This window comes from Streptomyces silvisoli, assembly GCF_029269905.1.
GTDB lineage: Bacteria > Actinomycetota > Actinomycetes > Streptomycetales > Streptomycetaceae > Streptantibioticus_A > Streptantibioticus_A silvisoli_A.
The window spans coordinates 56,153-80,607 of record NZ_JARJBC010000024.1; the positions used below are offsets into that span (position 1 = coordinate 56,153).

The 24,455-nt window shown below is 68.7% G+C and carries 19 protein-coding genes and 1 pseudogene; 10 read left to right on the top strand and 10 right to left on the bottom strand.

Annotated elements, in window-relative coordinates; all coding sequences use genetic code 11:
* Positions 1-54: 54 nt before the first annotated feature.
* The 4 genes from P3G67_RS36190 (at position 55) to P3G67_RS29490 (ending at position 2,082) form a co-directional block, all read left to right on the top strand.
* Positions 55-327, top strand: coding sequence for a hypothetical protein (locus tag P3G67_RS36190; protein ID WP_391858377.1), 273 nt, complete (start codon positions 55-57; stop codon positions 325-327).
* Positions 324-524: a hypothetical protein gene (locus tag P3G67_RS36195; protein WP_391858378.1), complete on the top strand. Its 201-nt coding sequence runs from the start codon at positions 324-326 to the stop codon at positions 522-524. The genes P3G67_RS36190 and P3G67_RS36195 overlap by 4 nt, the downstream gene beginning before the upstream one ends.
* A gap of 131 nt (positions 525-655) precedes the next feature.
* Positions 656-1,216, top strand: coding sequence for a SigE family RNA polymerase sigma factor (locus P3G67_RS29485; RefSeq protein ID WP_276096205.1), 561 nt, complete (start codon positions 656-658; stop codon positions 1,214-1,216).
* A complete protein-coding gene (locus P3G67_RS29490; protein WP_276096206.1) occupies positions 1,213-2,082 on the top strand; it encodes a hypothetical protein in 870 nt (289 codons plus the stop codon). Before P3G67_RS29485 ends, P3G67_RS29490 begins: the two co-directional genes overlap by 4 nt.
* A 27-nt stretch (positions 2,083-2,109) precedes the next feature.
* On the opposite strand, the gene P3G67_RS29495 is transcribed toward P3G67_RS29490, so the two are convergent.
* On the bottom strand, positions 2,110-4,068 hold the full coding sequence (locus P3G67_RS29495; RefSeq protein WP_276096207.1) for a transglycosylase domain-containing protein: 1,959 nt from the start codon (positions 4,066-4,068) through the stop codon (positions 2,110-2,112).
* A 429-nt stretch (positions 4,069-4,497) separates the two neighbouring features.
* Between P3G67_RS29495 and P3G67_RS36200 the strand changes: the two are divergent.
* Positions 4,498-4,659 (top strand): annotated as a pseudogene (locus P3G67_RS36200) (transposase); the annotation flags it as partial.
* 282 nt (positions 4,660-4,941) lie between these two features.
* Here P3G67_RS36200 and P3G67_RS29500 read toward each other — a convergent pair.
* Complete coding sequence (locus P3G67_RS29500; RefSeq protein ID WP_276096208.1) at positions 4,942-6,537, bottom strand: solute symporter family protein; 1,596 nt, start codon at positions 6,535-6,537, stop codon at positions 4,942-4,944.
* Positions 6,534-6,935, bottom strand: coding sequence for a DUF485 domain-containing protein (locus tag P3G67_RS29505; protein ID WP_276096209.1), 402 nt, complete (start codon positions 6,933-6,935; stop codon positions 6,534-6,536). Before P3G67_RS29505 ends, P3G67_RS29500 begins: the two co-directional genes overlap by 4 nt.
* Before the next feature lie 630 nt (positions 6,936-7,565).
* Here P3G67_RS29505 and P3G67_RS29510 point away from each other — a divergent pair.
* The 5 genes from P3G67_RS29510 to P3G67_RS29525 all read left to right on the top strand — a co-directional run bounded on the left by P3G67_RS29510 (position 7,566) and on the right by P3G67_RS29525 (position 13,121).
* Positions 7,566-8,942 carry an L-lactate MFS transporter gene (locus tag P3G67_RS29510; RefSeq protein WP_276096210.1) on the top strand — a complete coding sequence of 459 codons (1,377 nt, stop codon included), beginning with the start codon at positions 7,566-7,568 and terminating at the stop codon, positions 8,940-8,942.
* Complete coding sequence (locus P3G67_RS36375) at positions 8,939-9,085, top strand: MFS transporter small subunit (RefSeq protein WP_449343261.1); 147 nt, start codon at positions 8,939-8,941, stop codon at positions 9,083-9,085. The genes P3G67_RS29510 and P3G67_RS36375 overlap by 4 nt, the downstream gene beginning before the upstream one ends.
* A gap of 78 nt (positions 9,086-9,163) precedes the next feature.
* Complete coding sequence (locus P3G67_RS29515; protein WP_276096211.1) at positions 9,164-12,025, top strand: sensor histidine kinase; 2,862 nt, start codon at positions 9,164-9,166, stop codon at positions 12,023-12,025.
* 30 nt (positions 12,026-12,055) lie between these two features.
* The gene (locus P3G67_RS29520; RefSeq protein WP_276096212.1) at positions 12,056-12,490 is read left to right on the top strand and encodes a roadblock/LC7 domain-containing protein; all 435 of its coding nucleotides are present in this window, start codon (positions 12,056-12,058) and stop codon (positions 12,488-12,490) included.
* 16 nt (positions 12,491-12,506) lie between these two features.
* Complete coding sequence (locus P3G67_RS29525) at positions 12,507-13,121, top strand: DUF742 domain-containing protein (protein WP_276096213.1); 615 nt, start codon at positions 12,507-12,509, stop codon at positions 13,119-13,121.
* 1,263 nt (positions 13,122-14,384) lie between these two features.
* On the opposite strand, the gene P3G67_RS29530 is transcribed toward P3G67_RS29525, so the two are convergent.
* The 7 genes from P3G67_RS29530 to P3G67_RS36205 form a co-directional block, all read right to left on the bottom strand.
* Positions 14,385-14,756 (bottom strand): DUF6086 family protein, encoded by a 372-nt coding sequence (locus P3G67_RS29530; protein ID WP_276096214.1) that lies wholly within the window; start codon positions 14,754-14,756, stop codon positions 14,385-14,387.
* 10 nt (positions 14,757-14,766) lie between these two features.
* Complete coding sequence (locus P3G67_RS29535; RefSeq protein WP_276096215.1) at positions 14,767-15,483, bottom strand: hypothetical protein; 717 nt, start codon at positions 15,481-15,483, stop codon at positions 14,767-14,769.
* A gap of 71 nt (positions 15,484-15,554) precedes the next feature.
* The gene (locus P3G67_RS29540) at positions 15,555-15,743 is read right to left on the bottom strand and encodes a hypothetical protein (protein ID WP_276096216.1); all 189 of its coding nucleotides are present in this window, start codon (positions 15,741-15,743) and stop codon (positions 15,555-15,557) included.
* A 183-nt stretch (positions 15,744-15,926) separates the two neighbouring features.
* The gene (locus P3G67_RS29545; protein WP_276096217.1) at positions 15,927-17,177 is read right to left on the bottom strand and encodes an MFS transporter; all 1,251 of its coding nucleotides are present in this window, start codon (positions 17,175-17,177) and stop codon (positions 15,927-15,929) included.
* Between the two features lie 46 nt (positions 17,178-17,223).
* Entirely contained in the window at positions 17,224-17,736 is a 513-nt protein-coding gene (locus P3G67_RS29550) for a GNAT family N-acetyltransferase (protein ID WP_276096218.1), read from the bottom strand.
* A 94-nt stretch (positions 17,737-17,830) separates the two neighbouring features.
* Complete coding sequence (locus P3G67_RS29555; protein WP_276096219.1) at positions 17,831-18,034, bottom strand: MbtH family protein; 204 nt, start codon at positions 18,032-18,034, stop codon at positions 17,831-17,833.
* Between the two features lie 188 nt (positions 18,035-18,222).
* The gene (locus tag P3G67_RS36205; RefSeq protein WP_391858379.1) at positions 18,223-24,447 is read right to left on the bottom strand and encodes an amino acid adenylation domain-containing protein; all 6,225 of its coding nucleotides are present in this window, start codon (positions 24,445-24,447) and stop codon (positions 18,223-18,225) included.
* Between the last annotated feature and the right edge of the window lie 8 nt (positions 24,448-24,455).

Below are 24,455 nucleotides of genomic sequence, written 5' to 3' on the forward strand. Positions count from 1 at the left end.
TGAGTCTGATCAGCGGGTTTGTGTATCCCCGTGTCCCGGGCGTGATCACTGATCGTGGGTCTGCGACTGCTGTACTTGACCTTCTGTCGGGTGTTGGACTGGTTGGCAGTGCTGGGGCGCTCCTCCGCCGCGCACAGCGCCGAGATCCTCGCCCTGCGCCATGAGGTCGCTGTACTGCGCCGCCAGGTCGGGCGGCCGCGGATCTCGTGGGCCGAGCGCGCGATCCTCGTCCGTGATCGGGACGGCAAGTACCCGCAGATCTTCGACGCTATCCTCGCCGACGCCGGATCCAGGCCGTGCTCAGCGGCGTCAGGATGCCGCGGATGAACGCGGTCATGGAGCGCTGGGTGGCAACCTGCCGGCGTGAGGTCCTCGACCCCACACTGATCTGGAACCAACGCCACCTCCTCAACGCGCTACGCGAGTTCGAGGACCACTACAACTCGCACCGGCACCACCGTCGCCGTCACTTCCACCGCACGGTGGGGCCGCGGCCGGACATCTACCGCCGCACGTTCCAGTAGCCACACGGCGGTTGACCGCGCACGCCGTGACACAGGTCACGGCGCCCGGTTACAACCGCCCGCCGCCCAGGTCGCGTTGAAGAGAGGTGCGGTGGCCGTCGTCCCCCCGCAGGCGGCCAGGGAGGAGCGGTGTGCGCCGAAGTGAGAGGGAAACCCGGTTCGAGGAGTTCGTGGTGGCGCGCTCCGCGGCGTTGCTTCGCATGTGCTACCTGCTTACGGACGACCGGGGCCTTGCCGAGGACCTGCTGCAGACCGCCTTGGCCAACTGCTTCCGGCACTGGGACCGTGCGATGTCCCAGGGGCGGGAGGAGGCGTACGTGCGGGCCGCGATCATCAACTCGCACATCAGCCGGATGCGTCGGCGCAGGGTGCACGAGATCCTCACGCTGCACCTGCCGGACACCGGCGGCGGGGAGGTGACCGCGGAGGTGGACGACCGCGACCTGCTCCGCCGGGCGCTGGCCGCTCTGGCACCGCGCACCCGGGCGGTGGTGGTGCTGCGGCACTACATGGGGCTGAGCGAACAGGAGGCCGCGAACGCGCTCGGTTGCTCGGTGGGGAACGTCAAGCGGTTGGCGAGCCGTGGTCTGAAGCAACTCCGCCTCGCCCTGGGCGTGCGGGAGACGGCGGCGCCGCAGGACCACCCCGTCATGGACCGGTCCCGGCAGCTCACCCAGGGGAGGGCACGATGACGGAACAATCCGATGGATTCGCCGAGGAGTTGCGGCACGGGCTGGTCGAGTTGGCCGCCGACGCCGGACCGCCCCCCGCGGACCTACCGGACCGGGTACGGGCCAGGGTGGCGGCGTCCCGGCGCCGCCGCACGGGGGTGGTGGTCGGCTGCGTCGCGGCATGTGCCGTCGGGACGCTGACGTTCGGGCTGCTGCGGGGCGGTTGGACGGCTTCCGGCCATGACGCGCAGCCCGCGGCACATGCGCCGTCGGCACGCCGTGAGTCCGGCGCGCCAGCGGATCCCTCCCCCGCCGAGTCACCGTCCGCGGTGCCCGGCGCGGCACTGCCCTCCGGGTTTTTGCCCGCCTCTCTGGTGAATCTGTGGGACGTGGCGTCCGGGACCGCCCACACCGATGTGCGAGTCCTCCACCAGGACATCCTGGGCCGCCGGTTGCTCATGCTCGTCCAGGGGCGCGAGTCGAGCGGCCTCACCCATGTGGCACTGCTCAGCAGCCCCCTGAACGGCGGCAACGGCCCTATGGATGCCGGGACGTACGTGCTCATGGACCACGCGTCCCCGGGCGGTCCTTCGGCGCCGGTGGCGGTGACCTTCGCCGTCAAGTCACCCAGCCCGCGCACCATCGTGGTGCTGCCCGACGGGTGCGCGGGGCAGTTGCGGGTCACCCAGGAGCCCGGGGGCGAACGTATCGGCGGGGGCCGGTACTTCGCCGGCGAGTTGGTGCTGGCCGCGCCGGTCGTGTCGGAGAAGCAGACGGTGGTGGTCGGTTGTCAGACGAGGTCCGGGAACTCCACCTCGGTGCTGAGGTTCACCGGCTCCGCGAACGCGTACCAGAGCGGCATGGTCAGTCTGTACACCGGCGACTGACCGTGCCACGCCTGTTGTACGGCGGGTTCACGACCGCAGCGCCGTCAGGAAGGCCGCCCTGGTCTGCGCGGGCAACCCGTCGCCCTTGACCGTCTGTTGGCCCGCTACACCGGCCAGCGAACGGGACCTGGGATCAGGTTTGAGATCCGGGCCGTCACGAAAGAGAGCGACCGCTGTGGCCAGTTGGTCACTGGCTCCCACGGACCAGGCTGAACCATCGGACAGGGACTCGCCGTTGACCCCGCAGTCCCTGGTACCGCCGAACACCCATGTGGCGGGTGCGTGATCGGGGTCCGCCAGGACCGTCGCCCTGCACAGCATGGCATCGGTTCGCTGGGCCGCGTCCTGGTCCAGGGCCCGCGTCGGACGGCTCTGCGCGCGGTACAGGGTCCTGCCGTGCGCGTCCGACACATCGGCGAGCAGATGCGGGGCGGTGCGCATGCCGTGAGCGGCCAACACGGCGTACGCACCGGCGATGTCCAGCACATGGGGGGAGACGTCGCCGGTGAGCAGTCCGTCGGTGCTCGACAGCCCCAGCGACTTGTCCGGTATCCCCAACCGGACCACCGCGGCCCGTATCGCCTGGACCTGTTTCTTGTGGTCGGCGGTGTCCAGCGCCGTGCTGTCCGGAGAGAACGTCCGGTCGTCCAGGTCCGCGGTGAGCGGCCCGTCGTCCGTGTCGAGGATCCCTGCCGCGACCAGGGGTTTGAAGATCCGCCCGGTCGGGACCGCCGACTGTGTGGCGTCGTTGAACTCCCGGTGGTTGAAGTCCCGTCCGCCGTAAAGGGCGATGATGGCGCCGTCCGAAGGACGTACCGCGGCGAAGCCCACGCGTACGTCGGCGTCCACGGCGCGGCCGGCGGAGAGCTGGGAGAGCACCTTGTCCCGCACCGCCTGAACGGCCTTCTGCTCCGCCGGGCGCTGCACAGTGGTGCGTACCCGCAGACCACCGGTGGCGATCTGCTGCTCCGATATGCCGTTCGCGTTCAACTCGCCGGTCGCCAGCGCCATCAGATAGGGCGCCTGGTCCCCCGAGGGATGCTGCTGTACGGGTTGGAGCCGCGGAAAGGCCAGCCGCCGCGCCTGGTCGGCGGAGAGCCAGCCGGAGGAGACCATCCCGTTGACGACGTACCTCCAGCGGTCCTTGATCACGGGTAGCACCTCGGGGCGGGCGACCGGGTCATAGGAGCTCGGCGCCTGGATGATCGCGCCCAGGTACGCCGCCTGGCTGGCGTCCAGGGCGTTCACGTCGCGGCCGAAGTACGCCTGGGCGGCGGCTTCGATGCCGTAGGCGCCGCGGCCGAAGTAGATGGAGTTCAGGTAGTCCTGCAGGATCTGGTCCTTGCTGCGCTCGTTGTCCAGCTTGATGGAGATGAACAGTTCGTCGAGCTTGCGGGCCATGGTCCTGGAACTGTTCAAGAACGCGTTCTTGACGTACTGCTGGGTGATGGTGGAGCCACCCTGCAAGGGCTTGCCCTGGACGTCGGCGACGAGCGCCCGGACGATGCCCTGCGGGGAGACCCCCGACTCCTGGTAGAAGTCCCGGTCCTCCGCGGCGAGTACGGCGTGCCGCACGGTCAACGGGACCTGGGACAGCGGCACATTGCGGCGACTGGTCACACCGATCGTGCCCATCACCGTTCCGTCGGCATAGGTCACCACGGTCGCCTGCCGGGTGACGTCCTGGTCGGGGTCCGGGATGGTCACGTTCGCGTACAGCACGGCGCAGGTCGCGGCCAGGAGCAACAGCGGGCCGAAGACGAGCACGGCGAGCTGTCGTGGTGACGGGATCCAGCGGCGCGGGCCGTGCTTGCCCGCCCGCGGGTAGTCGATCAGCCGCCGCCTGGTGACGGTGCGCCCTCGCCTCCGCCCCCGCTTCGGTGACTCGGGTGCCGGGTCGGCGGCGGAGGACTCCTGGGCTGGCGCGGTGGCCTGCGGACTGCGGCGTCCGTGAACGGACTGAACGGGCCGCGAATTGTGGGGCATACGTATGGCCGTTTCCGTTGTGCGGGCCCTGCGGACCCACTGCTGTCACCTCCTTGGAACGCGAGTTGTCGGTGTCTTGGGGACATCGATTCGGAAATTGACCGGAAGGTTTCGGTGGGTGGGCCGTCGGCTACACAGCGACTGCGGTCGCGGCGACTGATGCCCAAGCCCCCGCCGGACACCTGTGGGTGCCCGAAACTCGGCCACCACTGCTGACCTGGGATATGCGGTCAGGTCAGGCGGGGCGGGATCCTGACGCATGGCTCTGCGACTGATGTACCTGACCTTCCTGAAGGTCCTGGGGTGGATTGCGTTGCTGGCACGCTGCTGCGCTGGCATGCCGACTTGGTCAAGCGCCGCTGGACCTACAAGCGCCGAGGCCCTGGCCGTCCGCCGCCCCGGCCAAACGTGCGGGAGCTGGTTTTGCGCATGCCTGCCGAGAATCCGCATTGGGGATACCGCATCGTGGAACGCTACGCGGCCCGCTGGCAGATCGAGACCGCGTTCCATGATGCCCGCCAGACCCTCGGCGTCGGCGAGGCCCGCAACCGCACCCAACGCGCGGTGGAACGCACCGTTCCCTTCGGTCTACTCGCTTACACCGTGGTCCTCATCTGGTACGTGCTCACCGGGCACCAGCCCACCGACACCGAGCAACACCGGGCCAGGGCGCGCTGGTACACCACCAAGACACAACCCTCCTTCGAAGACATGACTGCCAAGCTCCGCCGCACGGTTATCGCCCACCGATTTCGCGGCCCACACCCCTACCAGGCACAACCCGAAGAAATCCAGGCCGTCCTCACCGCCCGGGCCACCGCCGGAACACAAGCATCAAGAACTGCGAAACACGAGGGCCAGAGCGAGTCGGAACTATCGCTTGGCACCGAGTCCGGTCAGTGCCCGCACTTCCATCTCTGCCTGCTTGTCGGGGTCTGCCGGTTGCTTGCTGAAGACGGTGCCCAGGTATCCGCAGACGAAGGAGAGGGGAATGGACACGATGCCGGGGTTGGTGAGGGGGAACCAGTGGAAGTCAACACCTGTCACGATCGACGTGGGCGTGCCCGAGATCGCCGGTGAGAAGATGATGAGCAGAAGGCAGGACGCCAGGCCGCCGTAGATGCTCCACAGTGTCCCGGTTGTGTTGAAGCGCTTCCAGTACAGGGTGTAGAGCATCGTCGACAAGTTGGCGGAAGCGGCGAGCGCCAAGGCCAGGGACACCAGAAAGGCGACGTTCTGGCCATTGGCGATGATGCCGCCGGCGATGGCCAGACAACCGACAGCGACCGCCGTGAGTCGGGCGACCCGCACCTCCGACCGCGGATCGGCCTTACCGTCTCGGATGACGTTCGCGTAAACGTCGTGCGCGAACGATGCGGAGGCGGCCAACGTCAGGCCGGCGACGACCGCGAGGATGGTCGCGAACGCCACCGCGCAGACGATTCCCAGCAGTACCGCACCGCCGATCTTGAAGGCGAGAAGCGGAGCCGCAGAGTTCTCTCCGCCCGGGGCATGCAGAATCGTGTTCGACCCGACCAGAGCGGTAGCACCGTACCCGACGACCAGGATCCCCAGGTAGAACAAGCACATCACCCAGGAGCACCACATCACGGAACTGCGCGCTTCCTTTGCGTCGGGCACCGTGTAGAAGCGCATCAGTACGTGCGGCAGGCTGGAGATACCAAGGACCAAAGACAGCGCGAGCGAGACGAAGTCGAGTTCGGTCACCGCGTTCTTGCCATACCAGTCGCCCGGGTCGAGCAACCCCTCGCCAGAGGGGCTGTTCTGCGCCGCATGCTCGAGGAGTTGCGAGAAGCTGAACCCGAACTTCCCGAGGAGGAAGACGCCGATAAAGGTCACGCAGAGCAGCAGGAGGGTCGCCTTGACGATCTGTACCCAGGTCGTACCCTTCATGCCGCCCACGAGGACGTAGAAGACCATGACGATGCCGACCCCCGTGATGATGAGGGCCTGTCCGCTCTTGCTCTCGACATGGAGCAGCAGGGCGATGAGGCCGCCGGCGCCGGCCATCTGGGCGAGCATGTAGAAGAACGTGATCACCAGGGTGGCGTTGGCTGCCGCCGCACGCACCGGGCGCTGCTTCATACGGAAGGCCATCACGTCGCCCACGGTGAACCGACCGGTGTTACGCAACTGCTCGCCGATGAGCAGGAGGGCGACCAGCCAGGCGACGACCCATCCGACGGAGTAGAGGAATCCGTCGTATCCGTGGACGGCGATCGCCCCGGAAATGCCGAGGAAAGAAGCCGCGGAAAGAAAGTCTCCGGATAGGGCTATGCCGTTCTGGACGCCGTTGAATGCGCTTCCGGCAGCGTAGTAGTCGGACGCGGTCGGACTGCTGCTGCTGGCCTTGTAGACGATGAACAGAGTGATGATGACGAAGGCGAGGAATACGCCGACGTTGATCGCCGGGTTGCCGGTCGCAGCGGCTGCGGTCTGCACTGTCATTCTTTTCCGGCTCCCGCCAGTTCGTGAATCATGTCCACCTGGGGATCTAGTTTCTTCCTGGCGAAGCGCCGGTACATCAAAACGATCACGATCGTTGTCGCGAACTGCAGCAGCCCCAAGACGGTTCCCATGTTGACTTCGCCGTCTACTTTGCGCTTCATGAACTCGTGGTCGTAGGCCGACAAGACGGCGAAAACCATGTACCAGCAGAAGAAGGCGGCGCTCACCGGGAAGACAAAAAGACGCAATCGCCTGCGGAGCTGAATAAATTCCGGACTCCGCTGAATCGCCGCCAGATCAGTCCCATCAATATGCGCGGGGCGGTCCTGGCTGTCGGTCGGCGGTACACGGCGATCGGCGCGCTCCCGCATGGCAACCCGTACGTCCGGAATCGGCACGGGAGACCGTGACTCTCTCGTCATGGGTCCTCTCCAATGGGATTTCAGGTAAAGGCATCGTTCCATCGGCGTTCGGCCGGCGGCAGGGGCATCGTTCCATCGGCTTGCGTGGGAGCCGGGAGACGCACCTTCTGGCGGGGACGCAAGTGTAGCGATGCGCAGGGTTGCGTCAACGACCTGCGACATCAAGGGCGTTGGCTCACCTGCGACGAGGGCGGCTGCCCGTGGCCATCACGCCTACCGCAACTCAGGGATTTCGCCCTTTTCATGGCACTCGACGTCATGGCGGATATTTCTCTGGATAGTTCTGATGGCTGGAACACTTCGAGCCATGGGTTACAGGGCGTGATGACACGTCAAGAGCACCTACTGACGGTGAATTTCGCGAAGACCCTAAGGAGACTTTGCAAAGATTCGTCACATGCTGGTGCTGTTGCCGATGGGCGGCAGCGCACCCGGCGAACGTGTGCCTACGGGCGCCGTTGCCAACTTCCAGACACAGGTAGGCTGTTGTTACCGTTGACGGGGTTGCCCTACACTCGCCACCCTCGCGGCACCGGACATATGCACGAAGATGTTGGGGGCGCGGAGTTCCGGAGTTGGTTCCCGAAATCGGAAGGTGGGTGGCCGATGAGCTTCCTCGAGCGCTCCCGCGTCGTCGCGGGGCCGGGATGGAATCGATGGCTGATTCCCCCGGCGGCTCTTGCGATTCACTTCTCAATCGGCCAGGTATACGCCTGGAGCATCTTCAAGATACCGTTGGAAAAATCGCTGCACATTTCGAGCACGGCCAGCGCGCTACCGTTCCAGATCGGAATTCTCGTACTGGGCCTCTCGGCCGCCTTCGGTGGCACTTTGGTCGAGAGCAAGGGGCCTCGCTGGGCCATGTTCGTGTCGCTCGTGACGTTCTCCTCGGGCTTCCTGATCTCCTCACTCGGCGTAGCCACACGTAATTACTGGCTGGTGGTCATCGGATACGGTGTCATCGGCGGGATCGGGCTCGGCATCGGCTACATCTCGCCGGTGTCCACTTTGATGAAGTGGTTCCCCGACCGTCCGGGCATGGCTACCGGTATTGCGATCATGGGCTTCGGCGGCGGCGCTCTGATCGCCTCTCCGTGGTCGACGAGCATGCTCTCCGCCTTCGGCGCTGATCCCCATGGGATCGCGACGGCATTCCTGGTGCACGGCCTGGTGTACGCCGTTTTCATGTCGCTCGGTGTGATGCTCGTGCGAGTACCACCGGCGAACTGGCGACCGGCAGGATGGGAGCCGGGCGACAGCGCCGGAAAGAAGCTCGTCACAACCGCGAATGTATCCGCGAGGAACGCCACGAAGACCTACCAGTTCTGGCTGCTGTGGATCGTGTTGTGCATGAACGTCACGGCCGGAATCGGGATCCTGGAGAAAGCGTCCCCGATGATCCAGGACTTCTTCCACAACACCGCCAGTCCGGTGAGCGCGACCGCCGCCGCCGGATTCGTCGCGCTACTTTCCCTGGCCAACATGACCGGTCGCTTCGTATGGTCCACGGTTTCCGATGCCATCGGCAGAAGGAACATCTACCGTCTCTACCTGGGCGGCGGCGCTCTCCTGTACTTGACCGTGCTGCTCGGCAAGAGCAGCAGCACCGCGCTGTTCGTCATCTCGACCATGGTGATCCTGTCGTTCTACGGCGGTGGATTCGCCACCGCACCGGCCTATCTGAAGGACTTGTTCGGCACCTACCAGGTCGGCGCCATCCACGGTCGTCTGCTCACCGCGTGGTCTGTTGCCGGAGTTGCCGGACCGGAAATCGTGGACGCCCTTGCGGATTCTGGAAAGAAGGCCGGGCACACGGGCCCCAGCCTTTACACATTCTCGATCTCCCTTATGATCGCGCTGCTCGTCGTCGGCTTCATCGCAAACGAACTGATACGCCCGGTCAATCCGAGATTCCACGAACCGGAGTCGGCGGTTCAGGGCGGAAGCGAACGCACTCCGGCAGAGAGGACGCTCAACTCGTGACTGATGTTAATGATGCCTCGTTGACTGGGACCGCCAAGGCTTCTCCCGTTTTGCTGGTCGTGGCCTGGATTTGGGTGAGCATCCCCTTCCTTTACGGTCTCTACGAGCTTGCGCTGACGGGTCGCAAACTGTTCTTGAAGTAGCGGCAGCCGCGTCGGCGAATTTCCAGGCACTGGGGCGCCACACAGAGGCGATGCACCCGCGGCCACTCGACGCAATTCTTGGGAAAGGTCCAGGAGAAACGGCATAGTGATATATCTCCGTGGGAAATCTGTTCCGGCATCGGAGTGCATCTCATGACCGCTGCCAGGCACGCGGCCTCGCGCGCACCTCGGTCATGGTGGTGGGACACCGTCGTGGAGTGGCGGAACTGGCGACTCCCCGTGAAGGTCGGTGCGGTACTCATAGTGCCTGCCCTGTTGGCCGTCGCGTTGGGCGTCGTGCAGATCCAACGCGAAGTCGGGCGGGCGAACTCGTACGCGCAAATGCAGCGGTTGGTCGACTTGCACGACGGGCTCATGCCATTGATCGGCGCCCTGCAGATGGAGCGGACCTTGTCGGTCGAGCGGCTGCACGGCGGTGTGCCCGTTGATCCGGCCATGCTCCAACAGCAGGCCCGGCGCGTCGACACCACCCGGACCGCCATCGCAACCACCCTGAAGCAGACACCCCTCCTTGATGGGGCTTCGGCGAATCGCTATCACGACGCCGCCGAACTCCTGGGCGGACTGCACAGCCTGCGTCAGCAGGTCACATCCGGACGCATCCCGGCGTCGACCGCGATGGGCGACTACAGCACGATCGTCAAGGGGCTCCTCGATCTGGACCAGGCACTGGTCAGCGAGTTCGGCGAACCCCAGTTGTCGGGACCCGCGACCGCGCTCTACGACCTTGCGGTAGCCCAGGAACAGATCCACCTGGAGCACGTCATCGTCCTGGAGTCCCGGGGCCGGGCGGACACGCCGAAAGCGGGGTTGAACAGGGCACTCCAGCAAGCCGATATCCGGTTGCAGGACAAGCTTGGCGACTTCCGGGCCGTGGCGACCACCGCGGAGCAGCTCGACTACCAGCGGACCGTGACCGGTGCGGCTGTCAGCCAACGTGCTCAAGTGATCGACGCACTGCTCTCCCAGGGACCGAGCGGCCAGCAACGCGCCACCGTGACCCCGCTCGTGATCCCGGCCGGAACCTGGAATCAGGACTCCGAGACAACAGGACGGCTCGTCGAGAAGGTGGAGGCGGACCTCGCCGACCGGCTTCGCACGACCTCCGCCGCGCTTCAGGACCAGACGAGCAACCGGGCCGGTGCCGAGTCCGTACTCCTGTTCGCCGCGCTGCTGGTCGCCGTCGCGGTCGGCTTCGTGATCGGCCGGAACCTGCTGCGCTCTCTCGCCGTCCTCAGGACAAGCGCACTCGACGTGGCTGATCGCCAGCTCCCCGAGGCGGTCGCCAGCCTGCGCGAGGGCCAGGCGTCGAGCGCCGCGATCGGTGCCGTGCCGGTGCACACGACGGAGGAGTTCGGCCAGCTCGCCAGGGCGTTCGACGCGGTCCACGGTCAAGCCGTCCACCTGGCGGCGGAGCAGGCCGCGCTGCGCAGCGATTTGAGGAACACCCTGGTCAACCTCTCCCGCCGCAGCCAGAGCCTGGTGGACCGGCTCTTGCGGTTGATGGAACAGCTGGAACGGAACGAAGAGGACCCGGACCAGCTGGCCAACTTGTTCAAGCTCGACCACCTGGCGACCCGCATGCGACGCAACAACGAGAACCTGATGGTTCTCTGCGGCAGCACGCTGGTCCGCCCCTCTGATCAGTTCGCGCCGCTGGACGATCTGCTGCGTGCCGCAGTCTCCGAGATCGAGCACTACCAGCGCGTGGTGGTGCGTCCCGCGCCGTCCGTCGGCGTCGCCGGGTACGCGGCCGGTGATCTGGCGCGGCTGATCGCCGAACTGCTCGACAACGCCACCGCGTTCTCTCCACCGCACACCCAGGTGACCCTCAATAGCTGGCAGGCCCCCGACGGCTCCGTACGGATCGACATCCGCGACCAGGGAATCGGGATGAGCAAGTCGGAACTCGCCAAGGCGAACCGCCGCGTGGCGGCAGGCGATTCCGCAGATGCCCCCCGATCCCGGCAGATGGGCCTGTTCGTCGTAGGCCGTCTGGCCAATCGGCACGGCATCGCCGTGAAGCTGGCGGAGGAGCAGGAAGCCAACGGCCTACGAGCCGGTGCTCGGGTACCGCCCGAGTTGGTACGCGCGCCCCAGCCTGTGCACGACGGCCAGGCAACCCCGCCGTCCCACTCCAGGCGACGAGGCGCGACCAGTCCGGACGGTGCGAGCACTGCCCGGCCATTCGTTGAACCTCACGCACCGGCGCTCACCTCACGGCGGCAACCCGCCACCGCTGCCCAACTCAGCCCTCCTTTCCCGGTCAACGGCAAGGAGCCGGAGAGGAGGGAGAGCAGGCAGGCGAAGGGACAGCCCGGCGAGAGCACGCCACCGGTGGACGACCCTGCCATGCAGGCTCCGAGGAACCCGGTGACGCCGGAGCGGCCCCACCCTGCTCAGTCGGCTCACCAGGAGCCGCCCCGCTCAGCCTGGTTCGCACCGGCCTCCTCCGGAGCGGTACCGGCAGGATTTTCCAGTGCGGAGGCGGGACACTCACAGGTACCGCCTGCGGCCGAAGTTGAGGCCACGTCCGGCGAGGGCAGGGCTCGCGCGAAGAAGGTACAGAGCGCGGACACCACCGAGCCCTCGGTACTCCGGGCAGCCGACGAGCGGCAGTCCGAGGACACCTCCCCTCCGGCGCCCGCCGCCCTACCGCGGCGCCTCGACGCAAGGCGGACGAAACCCGCCGCCGACGGACGTCCGGCCGGCGCCCAGCAGTCGGACGCCCAGGAGACCGGTCGACACACGCCGGCCGGGCTGCCCAAGCGGGTTCCCCGCGCACGCCCGGTACCGGACCGGGCCGACCCACGTGGCGGCGAAGAGAAGACGCCCACGAACCCGGACGCAGGCCACACCCACTCGTTCCTCAGCAGTTACCAGGCAGCCATCCGTCGGGCCCGCCCCGACGAGACATGACCGTGACCGACGATCGGGCAGGAAGAACCCATGACCCCACCCCAGACTCGGGAGGTGAGCCAGTTCGGATGGCTGGTCTCCGACTTCACCGAGCGCGTCCCCAATGTTGCCCACGCCGTGGTGATCTCGGCCGACGGATTGTTGCTCACCGCATCGAACCGGCTGCCGGACGATCACGCCGAGCAGCTCGCCACGGTCGCCGCAGGCGCCATCAGCCTCGTCCAGGGCGCTTCCCACTGTTTGGACAATGGTGACGTGCTACGCACCATCGTCCAGATGGAGCGCGGAAACATGCTGCTCATGACGATAAAGGACGGTTCGTCACTAGTGGCGCTGGCAGCTCCGGACTGCGAGATCGGTCAGGTCGCCTACGAGATGACCGTGCTCGTCGACCGGGTCGGTGAGATGCTGACGCCCGAACTACGCGCCGAGCTACGGGGATTGAAGCCAACCGTAGCCCGCTAGCCCGGATGAGGAGATCATGAGCACCGGTGGAGACCCCTCTGGCAGCGCTCCAAGGAGGGGCGAGGGGACTGCAGACGACCAGACGTTCGCCGATGTGCTCAACGCGTTCAGTTTCGACAACGCACGACGCAGGCGAAAGAAGTCCCGCCCCAGTGAGGCTCCGGATTCAGCAGCTGCCCGCGACAGGGAGGAAACACCGCCCCCGGCCCTCACGCACCCCGTCGCACCGGCCCTTCCGGAGGACGAACAGCAGCTTGACGCATGGGAGTTGGACCAGGACGACACGCAGGGCTCCGCCTCGATCGTCCGCGCCTACGCCTGGACGGGCGGCCGGACCAGAGGGAATTACAACTTCCAGATTGAGACACTGGTGACGACCACCGACCTGGGCCACCATTCAACGGCCGTCACGCGTGCGGACCAGCGCGCGGTGAGCGAGCTGTGCTGGGAGCCCCGGTCGGTGGCCGAGGTCGCCGCGCTGCTCTCGGTGCCTCTGGGGGTGGCAAAGGTACTCCTCAGCGACATGGCGGAACACGGACTCATCTCCGTCCACCAGACGGCGACCCCGGACGGCGCCTCCCCGGACAGCAAACTGCTCGAAAGAGTCCTGATCGGACTGCGGCGGCTCTAGGGAGATCCTCGGGACCCCGAGGCGCCTACGGCTCACCTGCCAGGCCCCGGGGGCCGCCCCGTCCCGCAGGGAGGTCTGGGCGTGGCTGGACCCGTCCCCAAGACACCTGAGACCGCCCCACCCTTTCGCCGGGCAAGGGCCGCACAGAGCCTCTGGCCCTGCCTTACGGATCTTGCAGCGTAGCTGCCTACCGGCTGCGCTTACAGTCGTCGGTGTCGGTCGGGCAAGCCGGCGGGCCGCGAAAGTCGCCTCAGGAGGTGGTTGTCGTCTGCTGCCCGGTTTCGCTGTTCGCGAGCCACTGCGACCAGGTGAGGTTGTAGTCCGCGTAGCCGTTGTCACCGGCTGCCTTGCCGCGCGGTGAGCCGGTGATGGTGATGGGGTCGCCCTGTTCGACGTCGGCGCACCTGCCGTACCCCGGCCGGGGACCTCACCACACCGTACCCACACCACGGGAGAGGCCCCACCACATGACCACCCACACCACCCCCACCGAACAACACACCACCGACACACCCACCGCACCCACGACCACAGCACTTACCGCCGCCCACGCCCCAGCCACTGGCACCCCAACCAGCCAACCCAACCCGACACCGACTCCCCCGCAAACGAGGAAGTCGCAACCTCAGCACCAGAGTCGCCCATCGCTCCCGTCGGGGTGGCAGGCAGCAAGACGCCTGCCGCAGACGGGGTGGGGTGGCGGGCTCAGCGTGATCTTCGTGCGGGCTGCGAGTCGCTGCCTGCCGCCGCTGGCTGCCTCGTCGGCTGCTGGGGCCGAACCCCCACCACCGCAGAGGGGCGGCCCATATCTCACGATGCTGCTCGACGAGGGCGACCAAGTGCGCAAGCTATAGCGAACCCGTGGCTCCCCCGCCGGGGAAACCCCATTGCCACACAACAGTGTTGGCGGATCTTAAAGGCCAACAGGGGCTCGACGGCCGGGGCGGTGTCTACGAAGCCGAGACAGCCCCCTCCCGGCCGAATCCCAGTCAGATGGCGTGTTGTTCCATCAGGTCGCCGTACCCGGCCAAAAATGACCCAAGGCCATTAACCGTTGCCAGCCCACTGAGGGGAAGCTGGGCGTGGGCTGCCTCGATCAACACACCATTTCCGTCCGGCAGGTTGTCATCACCTGCCCTTGGCCCTACGTCTCCTTGGTCCGCATACCGCACCAAGGAGACTGGCTCTTCGATCCCTGCGTTCGTGGTGTGGATCGCGATGCACGAGGGCCATCCAGAACAGCTACGGACGGCCCATGTACAGCTACTGCGGCCGTTTTCCGGTCATCGGCAGATCCATTTCACGGTATCTGGAGAAGTACTCTGCTTGCTCGGCGGTCTCTATCGTAATCTTCCCGCCGCAGCGTTCGAGCATGGCCAGCGAGATGGGGAGCACTCCGTCGAGGAGCATGTGCATGTAGGGGTGCGAACTGGAGGTGTACATGGCGAGCATCTGTTTCACCAGTGTACCGAAAACCACGGGATCAACGCTGTACAGGTCGTCGCCATTGGGCTCCAGGCCGGTGGGCAATTTCAAGGTGGACGCGACGGCGTTGATCATGCCGACGTAGAGATTCCCCACCTGGTTCGCGGGACCCCAGACGATCTCGTCGTCGATTTCGAAGGTGTAGCTCATGAGGGCCATCCTAGACGAATGTCGATGTTGGGATACTCGCTCCTGAGTTCCTGTATTTGCCGTTCCACTGCAGCGCGCAGGCCGGGTTCGCGGCGTTCACTGCCGGGTCAGTGAACACGATCCCTATGGGCGCGCTCTCGTAACCCGCGATGTACTGCCGCGCGTCAATATACTTCCTGAGCTTTTTCCCTACCTGTATCCCTACCCACTTGTCGATATTCCGAATGGGGTTTACTGCGGTTTTCTCTTCCCAGAGAACACCGTCCTTGACTAGATCGATATCGGTGATCGTATCGCTGAGATCCGTCGGGCGGTCAATCCTCGTACTCCAGTCCCCCTCATGAATGTGGTATTTCCCGTCTGTTCCTAGATATGCACGTTTCGGGTCTGGGAAGTGTATGTTGCTCTCTTGGGCGTCCTTGAGTAGCTGTTCGAGCTTGGCGAGTATTGGGCCTTCCAGCTTGGCGGCCTTGGCCGCTTCAAGAGCCTCGCTCACTCCGATGCCGGTGCGCAGAGCCTCCTGGAGGGAGCGCACCAGTCTGGTCGTGTCCAGGATTGTGCTTTGGGGGACGAACCAGCTGGCTGCCCATGCGCAGCCGCTGAGGTTGCCGTGGGAGCAGTCAACGAAGTCCTGTGTGAGGCTCTGCCACAGTGCTTTGGCGAGGGCTTGGTCGACGCCCTTGACGATGGCCCAGTTGCTGAGGTGTTTGGTGACCTTTTGGGCCATCGGTTGGGTGGTGGTGCTGCCGAGCCAGGTGGTTTGGCCAGTGGGACAGCCTGTGGTGGTGCCGTCCAGGTCTACGGCGCACAGGTAGTAGTTGATGGTTGCGGTGAAGTGCAGGGTGAAGGTGACTGTGCAACCAGGATGCCGGTGGTAACGGCCGTCAGGCCGGCGTCGGTCATCAGGGCGTCGAAGGCGGCGGTGAACTTGGAGTCGCGGTCGCGGATGAGGAACCTGGCCTTGCTGCTCGCGTCCTCGAGATCCATGAGGAGGTTGCGTCCGAGCTGCGTGATCCATTGCCCAGTTGGGTGTGCGGTGGCGCCCAGGATCCGGATGCGCCTCGTCGAGTATTCGATGACGGCGAAGGCGTATAGGCGCGCCCCGGTCCAACTATCTCATCGCTGGAGAGCGCCACCTCCGGCTCGTCGTCGACACGTACGCGACGGAGGTCATGGCCCGGCGGACATCGACCTGATTCCGCTGCTGAAGGTGGCTGTCACCGCGGCGACGACGACCAGCAGCGGGAAGACCAGCATCGCCATGGCGGTGGGGAAGCGCGTCAGGAGCAGGCCCGCCAGGCCGGGTGCGAGGGACGCCGCCGACGTGGCCGACAGGAGTACCACACTGACCACGCGCCCCTGGAGGCGGTCCGGGGTGATGGCCGACTGGTAGCCGAACAGGGCGGCGTTGGCGGTGGGGCCGAGGAAGACCGCCGCGGCCAGCGGCACCGCGGCGAACAGGCTGGTGGGGACCAGGGCGCTGACCGTCATCAGTGCGGCGGTGGCCCAGCAGAGCACCACGACAAGGGTCGGCAGGCGCAGCCAGCGCTGGATGACCGGGGCGGCGCAGGCGCCCAGGAAGCCGCCCAGGCCGAAGATCATGCTGACCAGGCCGACGAGGAACGAGGAGGCCCCCGAGCGTTGGAGGGAGACGATGATCGCGAAGAGCATGCCGGTGAAGGCCATGTTGAGCGGGGCGGCGATCGCCAGCAGGGCACGCAGGAACGGATTGCCGAGCACGAACCGCAGGCCCTCGACCCCGGCAGCCCCGCCTTTCTGGGGCACCTCGCTCCTCGGCTGTTGCATGGGGCGCCGGATGGACACGATGGCCGTCAGCGAAAGCAGAAAGCTCAGCGCGTCGCCCAGGAACGGCAGTGCCCTTCCCAGCCCGAACAGCAGGCCGCCCAACGGCGGTCCGGCAAGCGAACTCCCGTAGGACCGTGCCTCGTTGCGGGCGACGGCAATGGGCAGCTGGTCCGGACGGACCAGGTTACGTACCGCGGCATGCTCGGCGGTACTGAACAGGGTGTCGGCCGCGGCGCTGCCGACCACCACGACCAGGATCATCGCCACTCCGGCCCCGCCCGCCAGGACCGCGCAGCCGAGGAGGGTGTGAGCGGCGATCCGCAGCATGTCGCAGGCCACCATCAGCCAGCGCCGGTCGACGCGGTCGGCGAGGACGCCGGCCGGCAGTCGGCAGGCCGTGGCGACCAGCAGGCCGGCCGTGCCGACCAGGCCCGCCTGAGCCGGGGACCGGGTCAGCTGGAGCATGAGCAGCGGTATGGCCAAATTGGCCATGGCGCTGCCCACGTCGGAAAGACACTGACTGGCCCACAGCAGGTTGAAGGCACGGTTGCGCCACAGGCCCGGCCGTTCGTTCCCCGCTGTGACAGCGGCGTCCCCGGTGGTCTGCCCCATCATTCTCCTCCAGTGCGAACGGGGTTGGGGACTCCGCGGGCGCGGTGCGTCAGGGGGCGTCGGTGGTGGAGATCACCAGCAGCTTTGTCACCGAACCGTCGTCGCCGACGATGTCCCGCACGTGCCGGAAGCCGAGTCGGCGGCACATCCTGAGGCTGGCGGTGTTCTCGGAGCCGACCATGCCGTACGCCTCCTTCAACCCGAGGGCGTCGGCGGCGTGGCGCAGCAGGCCACGGATCACCTCGCTGCCCAGTCCCTGGCCCCAGTACTCCGGGGCGAGCGCGGCGACGAGTTCGTGGCCCTCCACGTTGCCGGTCTTCTTCAGCTCGGCGTGGCCGATGTACTCCTCCTGGCACCACACGCCCCAGACGTCGAACAGGTGGTTGGGATAGATCTCGGTGAGGATGGCGCGGAACAGGACGCGGATCTCCGGCGCGGGCACGTGGGCCTGTCCCATCCAGCGGCACACCTCCTCCTCGCGCAGCAGGGCCACGAAGGCGTCCTCGTCCTGCGGTCTGTACGGGATGAAACGCAGCCGTTCGGTTCTCAGTGCGGGCGTCAACGGAAGGCTCCTCGGCGGTGAGAGGGAAGGGACGGCACCCCGGACGCCGGGGGCGACAGCGCCGCCGCCGGCGTCCGGTTCGGGTGAGGCGGGGTCAGGCCCCGGCCTTCTCCATCCGCTCGCGCAGGCTGCGCGGACGCATGTCGGTCCAGACCTCGTCCACGTAGGCGGAGCACTCGGCTTCGGTGCCCTCCTTGCCGACGGGGTGCCAGCCCTCGGGCACCTCGACGTCGACCGGCCACAGCGAGTACTGCTCCTCGTCGTTGCGCAGAACCTGGTAGCGGGTGTCCTCGTCCATCTCTCTCTCCTGTCGTGAGTCCGGTTGGTTCCTCTCGCCTCCGGTCCGCTGGGGACGATCCGGCCGGGGCTGTCCGCCGTGCGGGGCACGGCGGGCGCACGGTGGTTCGCGCCGCGGGCACGGGGCCCGCGGCGGTCCCGAAACGAGTCGGCGGCGCACCGGTGGTACGGCTGCGGGGCGGTGGGTCGTCACCGGCCGGCCCGGGCGTGCCGGGCGATGTGGCGCAGCGCCTCGGCGAACTCCTCGGCCACGCGCCGTACGGTCGCCGTGTCGTGGACGGCGGGGCGGTGGTGCCAGGTGAAGGCGAGGCGGCCGTTCTGTACCGCGCCCACCACCTCCAGCAGGTGCGATCCGCTGTCCCGGGGGTCGTGGTCCTGGCCCAGGGGGCCGTGCTCGGCGCGTACCAGGCCGCCGCCGGTGGTCTCCGGGCGGGCGTCCCACTGGCCCAGGTAGTTGAACACCACCTGACCGTGGGCCGCGCCGCCGAGCCGTTGGCGGACCTCGGCGGCGCCGTAGGTACGCAAGGCGCCGAAGCCCAGTCCGTTCCCCGGCACCGCGCGCAACTGACGGCGCACCGACTTCACCAACGCCCGCCAGTCCCGCTCGGCTTTGAGGTACTCCGGCCGGTCCACCTGGAGGGCCACCGGGTGGATGGTGGTGAACCAGCCCACCGTGCGGGACAGGTCCACCCCGTCCAACAGGTCCTCGCGACCGTGTCCTTCGAGGTCCAGGCGGATCCGGTCGCTTCCCCGCCAGCGAGCCAGGGCGAGGGCCAGCGCGGCCAGCAGGACGTCGTTGACCCGGGTGCGATAGGCGCTCGGGGCGGCGCGCAGCAGCGCGGTGGTGTCCGCCTCGCCCAGTTCCACCGTGAGGGTGCGGGCCTCTCCCGCCTCCGGGCCGATCACGGGATCGGCCGGATCCGGCTCGGCGGTCAACGCCTGCTCCCAGTAGGGCAGTTCGTGATCCAGGCCGCCGTCGGCGACGTGGGCGGCCAGTTTCCGGGCCCAGTCGCGGAAGGGCGTGGTGCGTTCGCCCAGTCTGACCGGATCGCCGCTCAGGGCCTGCCGGTAGGCGGTTTCCAGGTCGTCGCGCAGGATGCGCCAGGAGACCGCGTCCACGACCAGGTGGTGGGCGACCAGGAGTAGGAAGGCGCGCCCACCGGTGTGGCCGGTGAACAGCCCTGCCCGCAGCAGTGGGCCGTGAGCGAGGTCGAAACTCGTGTGCAGTTCGTCGGCCGCCTTCTCCATGGCCGCGTCGGCCTCCGCGCGGGACAGCCCGGTCAGGTCGTTGCGGACGAGCACGCCGCCGCTGCCTCCGGGCGGCGGGTTGAACTGGTGCCAGCCGTCGGCGTCGTGGGTGAACCGCATGCGCAGGGCGTCGTGGTGCTCCAGCAGGGCGTCCAACGCCGCACCCAGGGCTGCCGGGTCGGGCGCGTCGTCGAGTTCCAGCAGCGCCGACTGGTTGAAGTGCTGGTGGTCGGCGCGCGGGGTGGTCAGGAACCACTCCTGGATGGGGGTGAGCGGCACCTCTCCGGTCACGGGACCGTCGGCGAAGCCCTGCGACGCGGTGCGCACGACGGTGGCCAGTTCCGCGACGGTCTGGTGGGTGAACAGGTCGCGGGTGGCCAGGTGCAGACCGTCCCTGCGCAGCCGCGAGACCACCTGCATGCTCAGGATGGAGTCGCCGCCGAGGTGGAAGAAGTTGTCGTGGGCGCCGACCTCCTCCAGGCCGAGGACGTCGGCCCAGATGCGCGCGATGCGGCGTTCGGTGTCGGTACGCGGCGCGGTGCGCGGCCCGCTGGCGAGGTGCGTGGGGTCGGGCGCGGGCAGGGCTCGCCGGTCGGTCTTGCCGTTGGGGGTGAGCGGCAGCCGGTCCAGCGGCACGAACACCGACGGCACCATGTGCGGCGGCAGTTGCCGCGCCAGGTGCTCGCGCAGTTGTGCGGGGGCGAGCCGGTCCTGTGTGGCTGCGGCGGGTACGACGTACGCCACCAGCCGCCCGGGGCCTGCCGCCGCCTCACCGCTCGGGCCGTCGGCGCGCACCACCACCACCGCGTCGCGCACCACGGGACTGCGGCGCAGCGCGCTCTCGATCTCGCCCGGCTCGACCCGGAAGCCGCGGAGTTTGACCTGGTCGTCGGCGCGTCCGACGAAGCGCAGTTGGCCGTCGGAGCCCCAGCTCACCAGGTCGCCCGTGCGGTACATCCGCTCTCCCGGCGCGCCGAACGGGTCGGCGACGAACCGCCGGGCGGTCAGGCCCGGACCGTTCAGGTAGCCGCGGGCGAGCCCGGGGCCCGCGACGTAGAGCTCGCCGGTCACCCCTGGCGGCACCGGTCGTAGGGCCGCGTCGAGGACGTGCACCCAGCCGGCGCCGGCCGGGCGGCCGATCGGCGGCGCGCCCGCCCCCGGTGACAGCGGGCCGGTCCAGGTGGCGACCACCGTGGCCTCGGTGGGCCCGTAGGAGTTGATCATCCGGCGGCCGGGGGCCCAGCGCTCCACCAGGTCGGCCGGGCACGCCTCGGCGCCGACGATCAGGGTGCGCAGGTGCGGCAGGGCGCCCGCTGTCCCGGCCGGTACGGTGGCCAGGGCCGCCGGGGGGATCAGCGCGTGGCTGATCCGCCGGTCGGCGAGTACCTGGGCCAACCGGTCCCCGACGAGCGGCCCCTCCTCCCCGGTGACCAGGGTCGCGCCGGTGAGCAGGGAGACGCACAGTTCCAGCACGGAGGCGTCGAAGCTGGGCGACGCGAACTGCAGCACCCGGTCGCCCGGTCCCGCCGTGTACTGCTCGGCGGCGGACGCGGCGAAGCTCGCCAGTCCTCGGTGCGTCACCAGCACGCCCTTCGGGGTTCCCGTGGACCCCGAGGTGTAGATGACGTAGGCGGGGTGGTCGGCAGTGAGGGCCGCGGGGCGGTCCGCGTCCGTGGGAGCGGTGTCCGGTCCGTGCGCGGCCCAGACCTGCCCGGGATCGTCCAGGACGAGGTGGGCGTCGGCGTCGCGCAGCATGAACTCCCGCCGCTGCTCGGGGTAGTTCGGGTCGACGGGAAGGAAGGCCCCGCCGGCCTTGGCGACGGCGAGCTGCGCCACCACCATCTCCGGGCCGCGGGGAAGGGCCAGCGCGACGACGGTCTCCGGGCCGGCGCCCCGCCGCAGGATCTGGTGCGCCAGCCGGTTGGCCGCCCGGTCGACCTGCGCGTACGTCAACTGGCGGGGGCCGTCCACCGCCGACGCGTCGGGTGTGCGCGCCGCCTGACGCTCGAACAGCTCCGCCAGCGTGGCCACCGGCACCGGCCGGAAGGTACCCCGCCCCTGTTCCAGCAGGGCCTTGAGATCCTCGTCGGAGGCGAGCGGCAGTGTGCCCAGGGGGCGGTCGGGGTCCTGCGCGACGGCGGCCAGCAGCGTGCCCAGCTGGTCGGCCATCCGCTCCGCGGTGGCCGGGTCGAACAGGTCGGTGTTGTAGGTGAGCAGGCCGTGCAGCGCGCCGGATTCGGCCTCGGCGAACTCCATGGCCAGGTCGAACGGGGCGTGACGCAGGTCCGATTCGATGTCGCAGACGTCGAGGCCCGGCAGGTCGAGGTGGGCGGCCGGGGTGTTCTGCAGGACCACCATGACCTGGAAGAGCGGGGTGCGACTGGTGTCGCGCACGGGCTGCACCTCGTCCACCACCCGCTCGAAGGGCAGGTCCTGGGCGGCGAAGGCGTCCAGGACCGTCTGCCGTACCTCGGCGAGGAACTCGGGGAAGTGCCGCCGCGGCTCCACCCGCGACCGCAGTACGAGCGTGTTGACGAAGAACCCGATCAGGTTCTGGGTCTCAGCCCGCTCACGGCCGGATGTGACGGTGCCCACCGCGATGTCCCGTCCGCCGGACAGCCGTGCCAGGTAGGTCTGGGCGGCGGCGACGAGCACGGTGAACAGGGTGGCTCCGTGGTCCCGGGCCACCTGGGCCAGGCGGCGGGCCGTCCGGGGCGGCAGGACCAGGCGGGTGGACGCGCCGTGACCGGTGCGCACCGCCGGGCGGGGCCGGTCCGTGGGCAGCTCCAGCGGCTCGGTGCCGGCCAGTTGCTCCTTCCAGTACGCCAGTTGCCTGTCCGATCCGGCGCCGACGGTGGCGCGCTGCCAGTGCGCGTAGTCGGCGTACTGCACCGGCAGGGGCGGCAACTGCCCGGTTTCGGCGCCCAGTTCGGCCCGGTAGAGGTGGGCCAGGTCGCCGGTGAGCACGGAGGTGGACCAGCCGTCGGTGACGATGTGGTGCAGGGTGAGGGTCAGCACGTGGTCGTCGTCGGCCAGTCGCACCACACCGGCGCGCAGCAGCGGGCCGCGACGCAGGTCGAACGGCTGGGCGCGCTCGGCCGCCAGCAGTCGCTCCAGCCGCTCGGCACGGTCCGCCGCGGGCAGCTCGGACAGGTCGTGCAGGGGCAACGGGACCTCCTGCGGAGGGTGGACGATCTGCACGCCATGGCCGTCCACGGTGTCGAAGGTGGTCCGCAGCGACTCGTGCCGGGCCACCAGGGCCCGCAGAGCCGCGGTGAGTGCACGGGTGTCGAGCTCGCCGCGCAGGCGCAGCGCGAGCGCGGTGACGTACTCGGCGCTGTCGGGCGCGAACTCCGCCAGGAACCACAGGCGTTGCTGGGCGTAGGACATGGGTGCCGTCGCGCCGCGCGGGACCGGGACCAGGGCGGGCCCGCTCGCGTCGCCCGTCCGGCCCTCGGCGAGCAGCGCGGCGAGCGCGGCCGGGGTGGGGTGGGTGAACACCGCCCGGGGCGACAGGTCGGTCCCGAAGGCCTCGGACAGGCGGGAGGCGAGGCGGATGCTGAGGATGGAGTCGCCGCCCAGCCGGAAGAAGTCGTCTTCCGCGCCGGGCGGCTCCACGCCCAGGACCTCGGCGAACACCTCCGCCGCGCGGCGTTCGGTCTCGGTGCGCGGTTCGACCCGCGCGGCCCGCGTTCGCGGCGCGGGGAGCGCCGTACGGTCCACCTTTCCGTTGCCGCTGAGCGGCAGGGCCGCAAGCGCGACGAACGCGGACGGGACGAGGTAGTCGGGCAGGGTGCGGCGGGCGAACGCCCGCAGTTGTTCGGTGTCCTGCCCGGCCGGGCCGACCACGTAGGCGACCAGGTGTCGCGCGCCGGGCCGGTCCTCACGGGCCACCACCGTCACGTCCGCCACGTCGGGGTGGGCCGCCAGCGCGGCCTCCACCTCGCCGGGCTCGACCCGGAAACCGCGGATCTTCACCTGGTCGTCCACCCGGCCGAGGAACTCGACCGTGCCGTCGGGACGGCGCCGGGCCAGGTCGCCGGTGCGGTACATGCGGCCGCCGGGCGGCCCGAAGGGGTCCGCCAGGAAACGGGCCGCGCTGTCCCCGGGGCGGCCCAGGTAGCCGCGCGCCACGCCTTCTCCGGCCACGAACAGTTCGCCCGCGCAGCCAGGCGGGACGGGCCGCATGCGGCTGTCGAGGACGTGGATCCGAACATCGTCCAGCGGGTGGCCGATGGGCACGGTGTCGGGCACCGCCGCCGCGTCCGTGAGGGGGTGGCAGGTGGCGAACGTCGTGGTCTCGGTCGGCCCGTAACCATCGACCACCGTAAGGCCCGGGCAGGCGGTCAGCACCCGCCGTACGGCCGCCGCGGGGACCACGTCACCGCCGGTCCACACCTGGCGCAGTCCCGCGAAGCAGTCGGGCGCGTCCTGGGCCAGCAGCCGGAACAGACCGGCTGTCAGCCACACCGCGGTCAACCCACCGTCGTGGGCCAGGCGACGCAGCAGCGCCGCGTCCACCGGCCGGTCGGGGGCCACGACCACGCACCCGCCGTTCAGCAGCGGTGCCCAGACCTCGAAGGTGGCCGCGTCGAACGCCACCGGCGAGTGGAGCAGCACGCGTGCGCACCCGCCGCCGGTGAAGCGGCTGTCGGTGGCCAGCGAGGCCACGTCGCGGTGGCGCACCGCCACGGCCTTCGGCACACCGGTGGAACCCGAGGTGAACATGACGTAGGCGAGCTGGTCAGGGTCAGCGGCCGGGCGGAGCGCTCCTTCGGCCCGGTCGGTGCGGGCGGCGGCGACCTGGTCGGCGGTGAGCCGGACCGCGGCGCCCGCCTGCGCGAGCAGGGCGACCCGCCGCTCCCGCGGGCCGCGGGTGTCTACGGGCAGGTAGGCGCCGCCCGCCTTGAGCACCGCGAGCTGCGCGACGACGAGTTCGGCGCAGCGGTCCATGAGCAGCGCCACCCGGTCCTCGGCCGCCAGGCCGCCGTCCAGCAGACGGGAGGCGACGCGGTCGGACCACTCGTCGAGCTGCCGGTAGGTCAGCCGCCGGTCGCCGTCGCACAGCGCGATCGCGTCCGGGGTGCGGCGGGCCTGCCCGGCGAACAGGTCCACCGGGCTGCGGGGCTCGACCCGGCGGGCGGTGGTGTTCCACCGGCCGACCACCTCCCGGT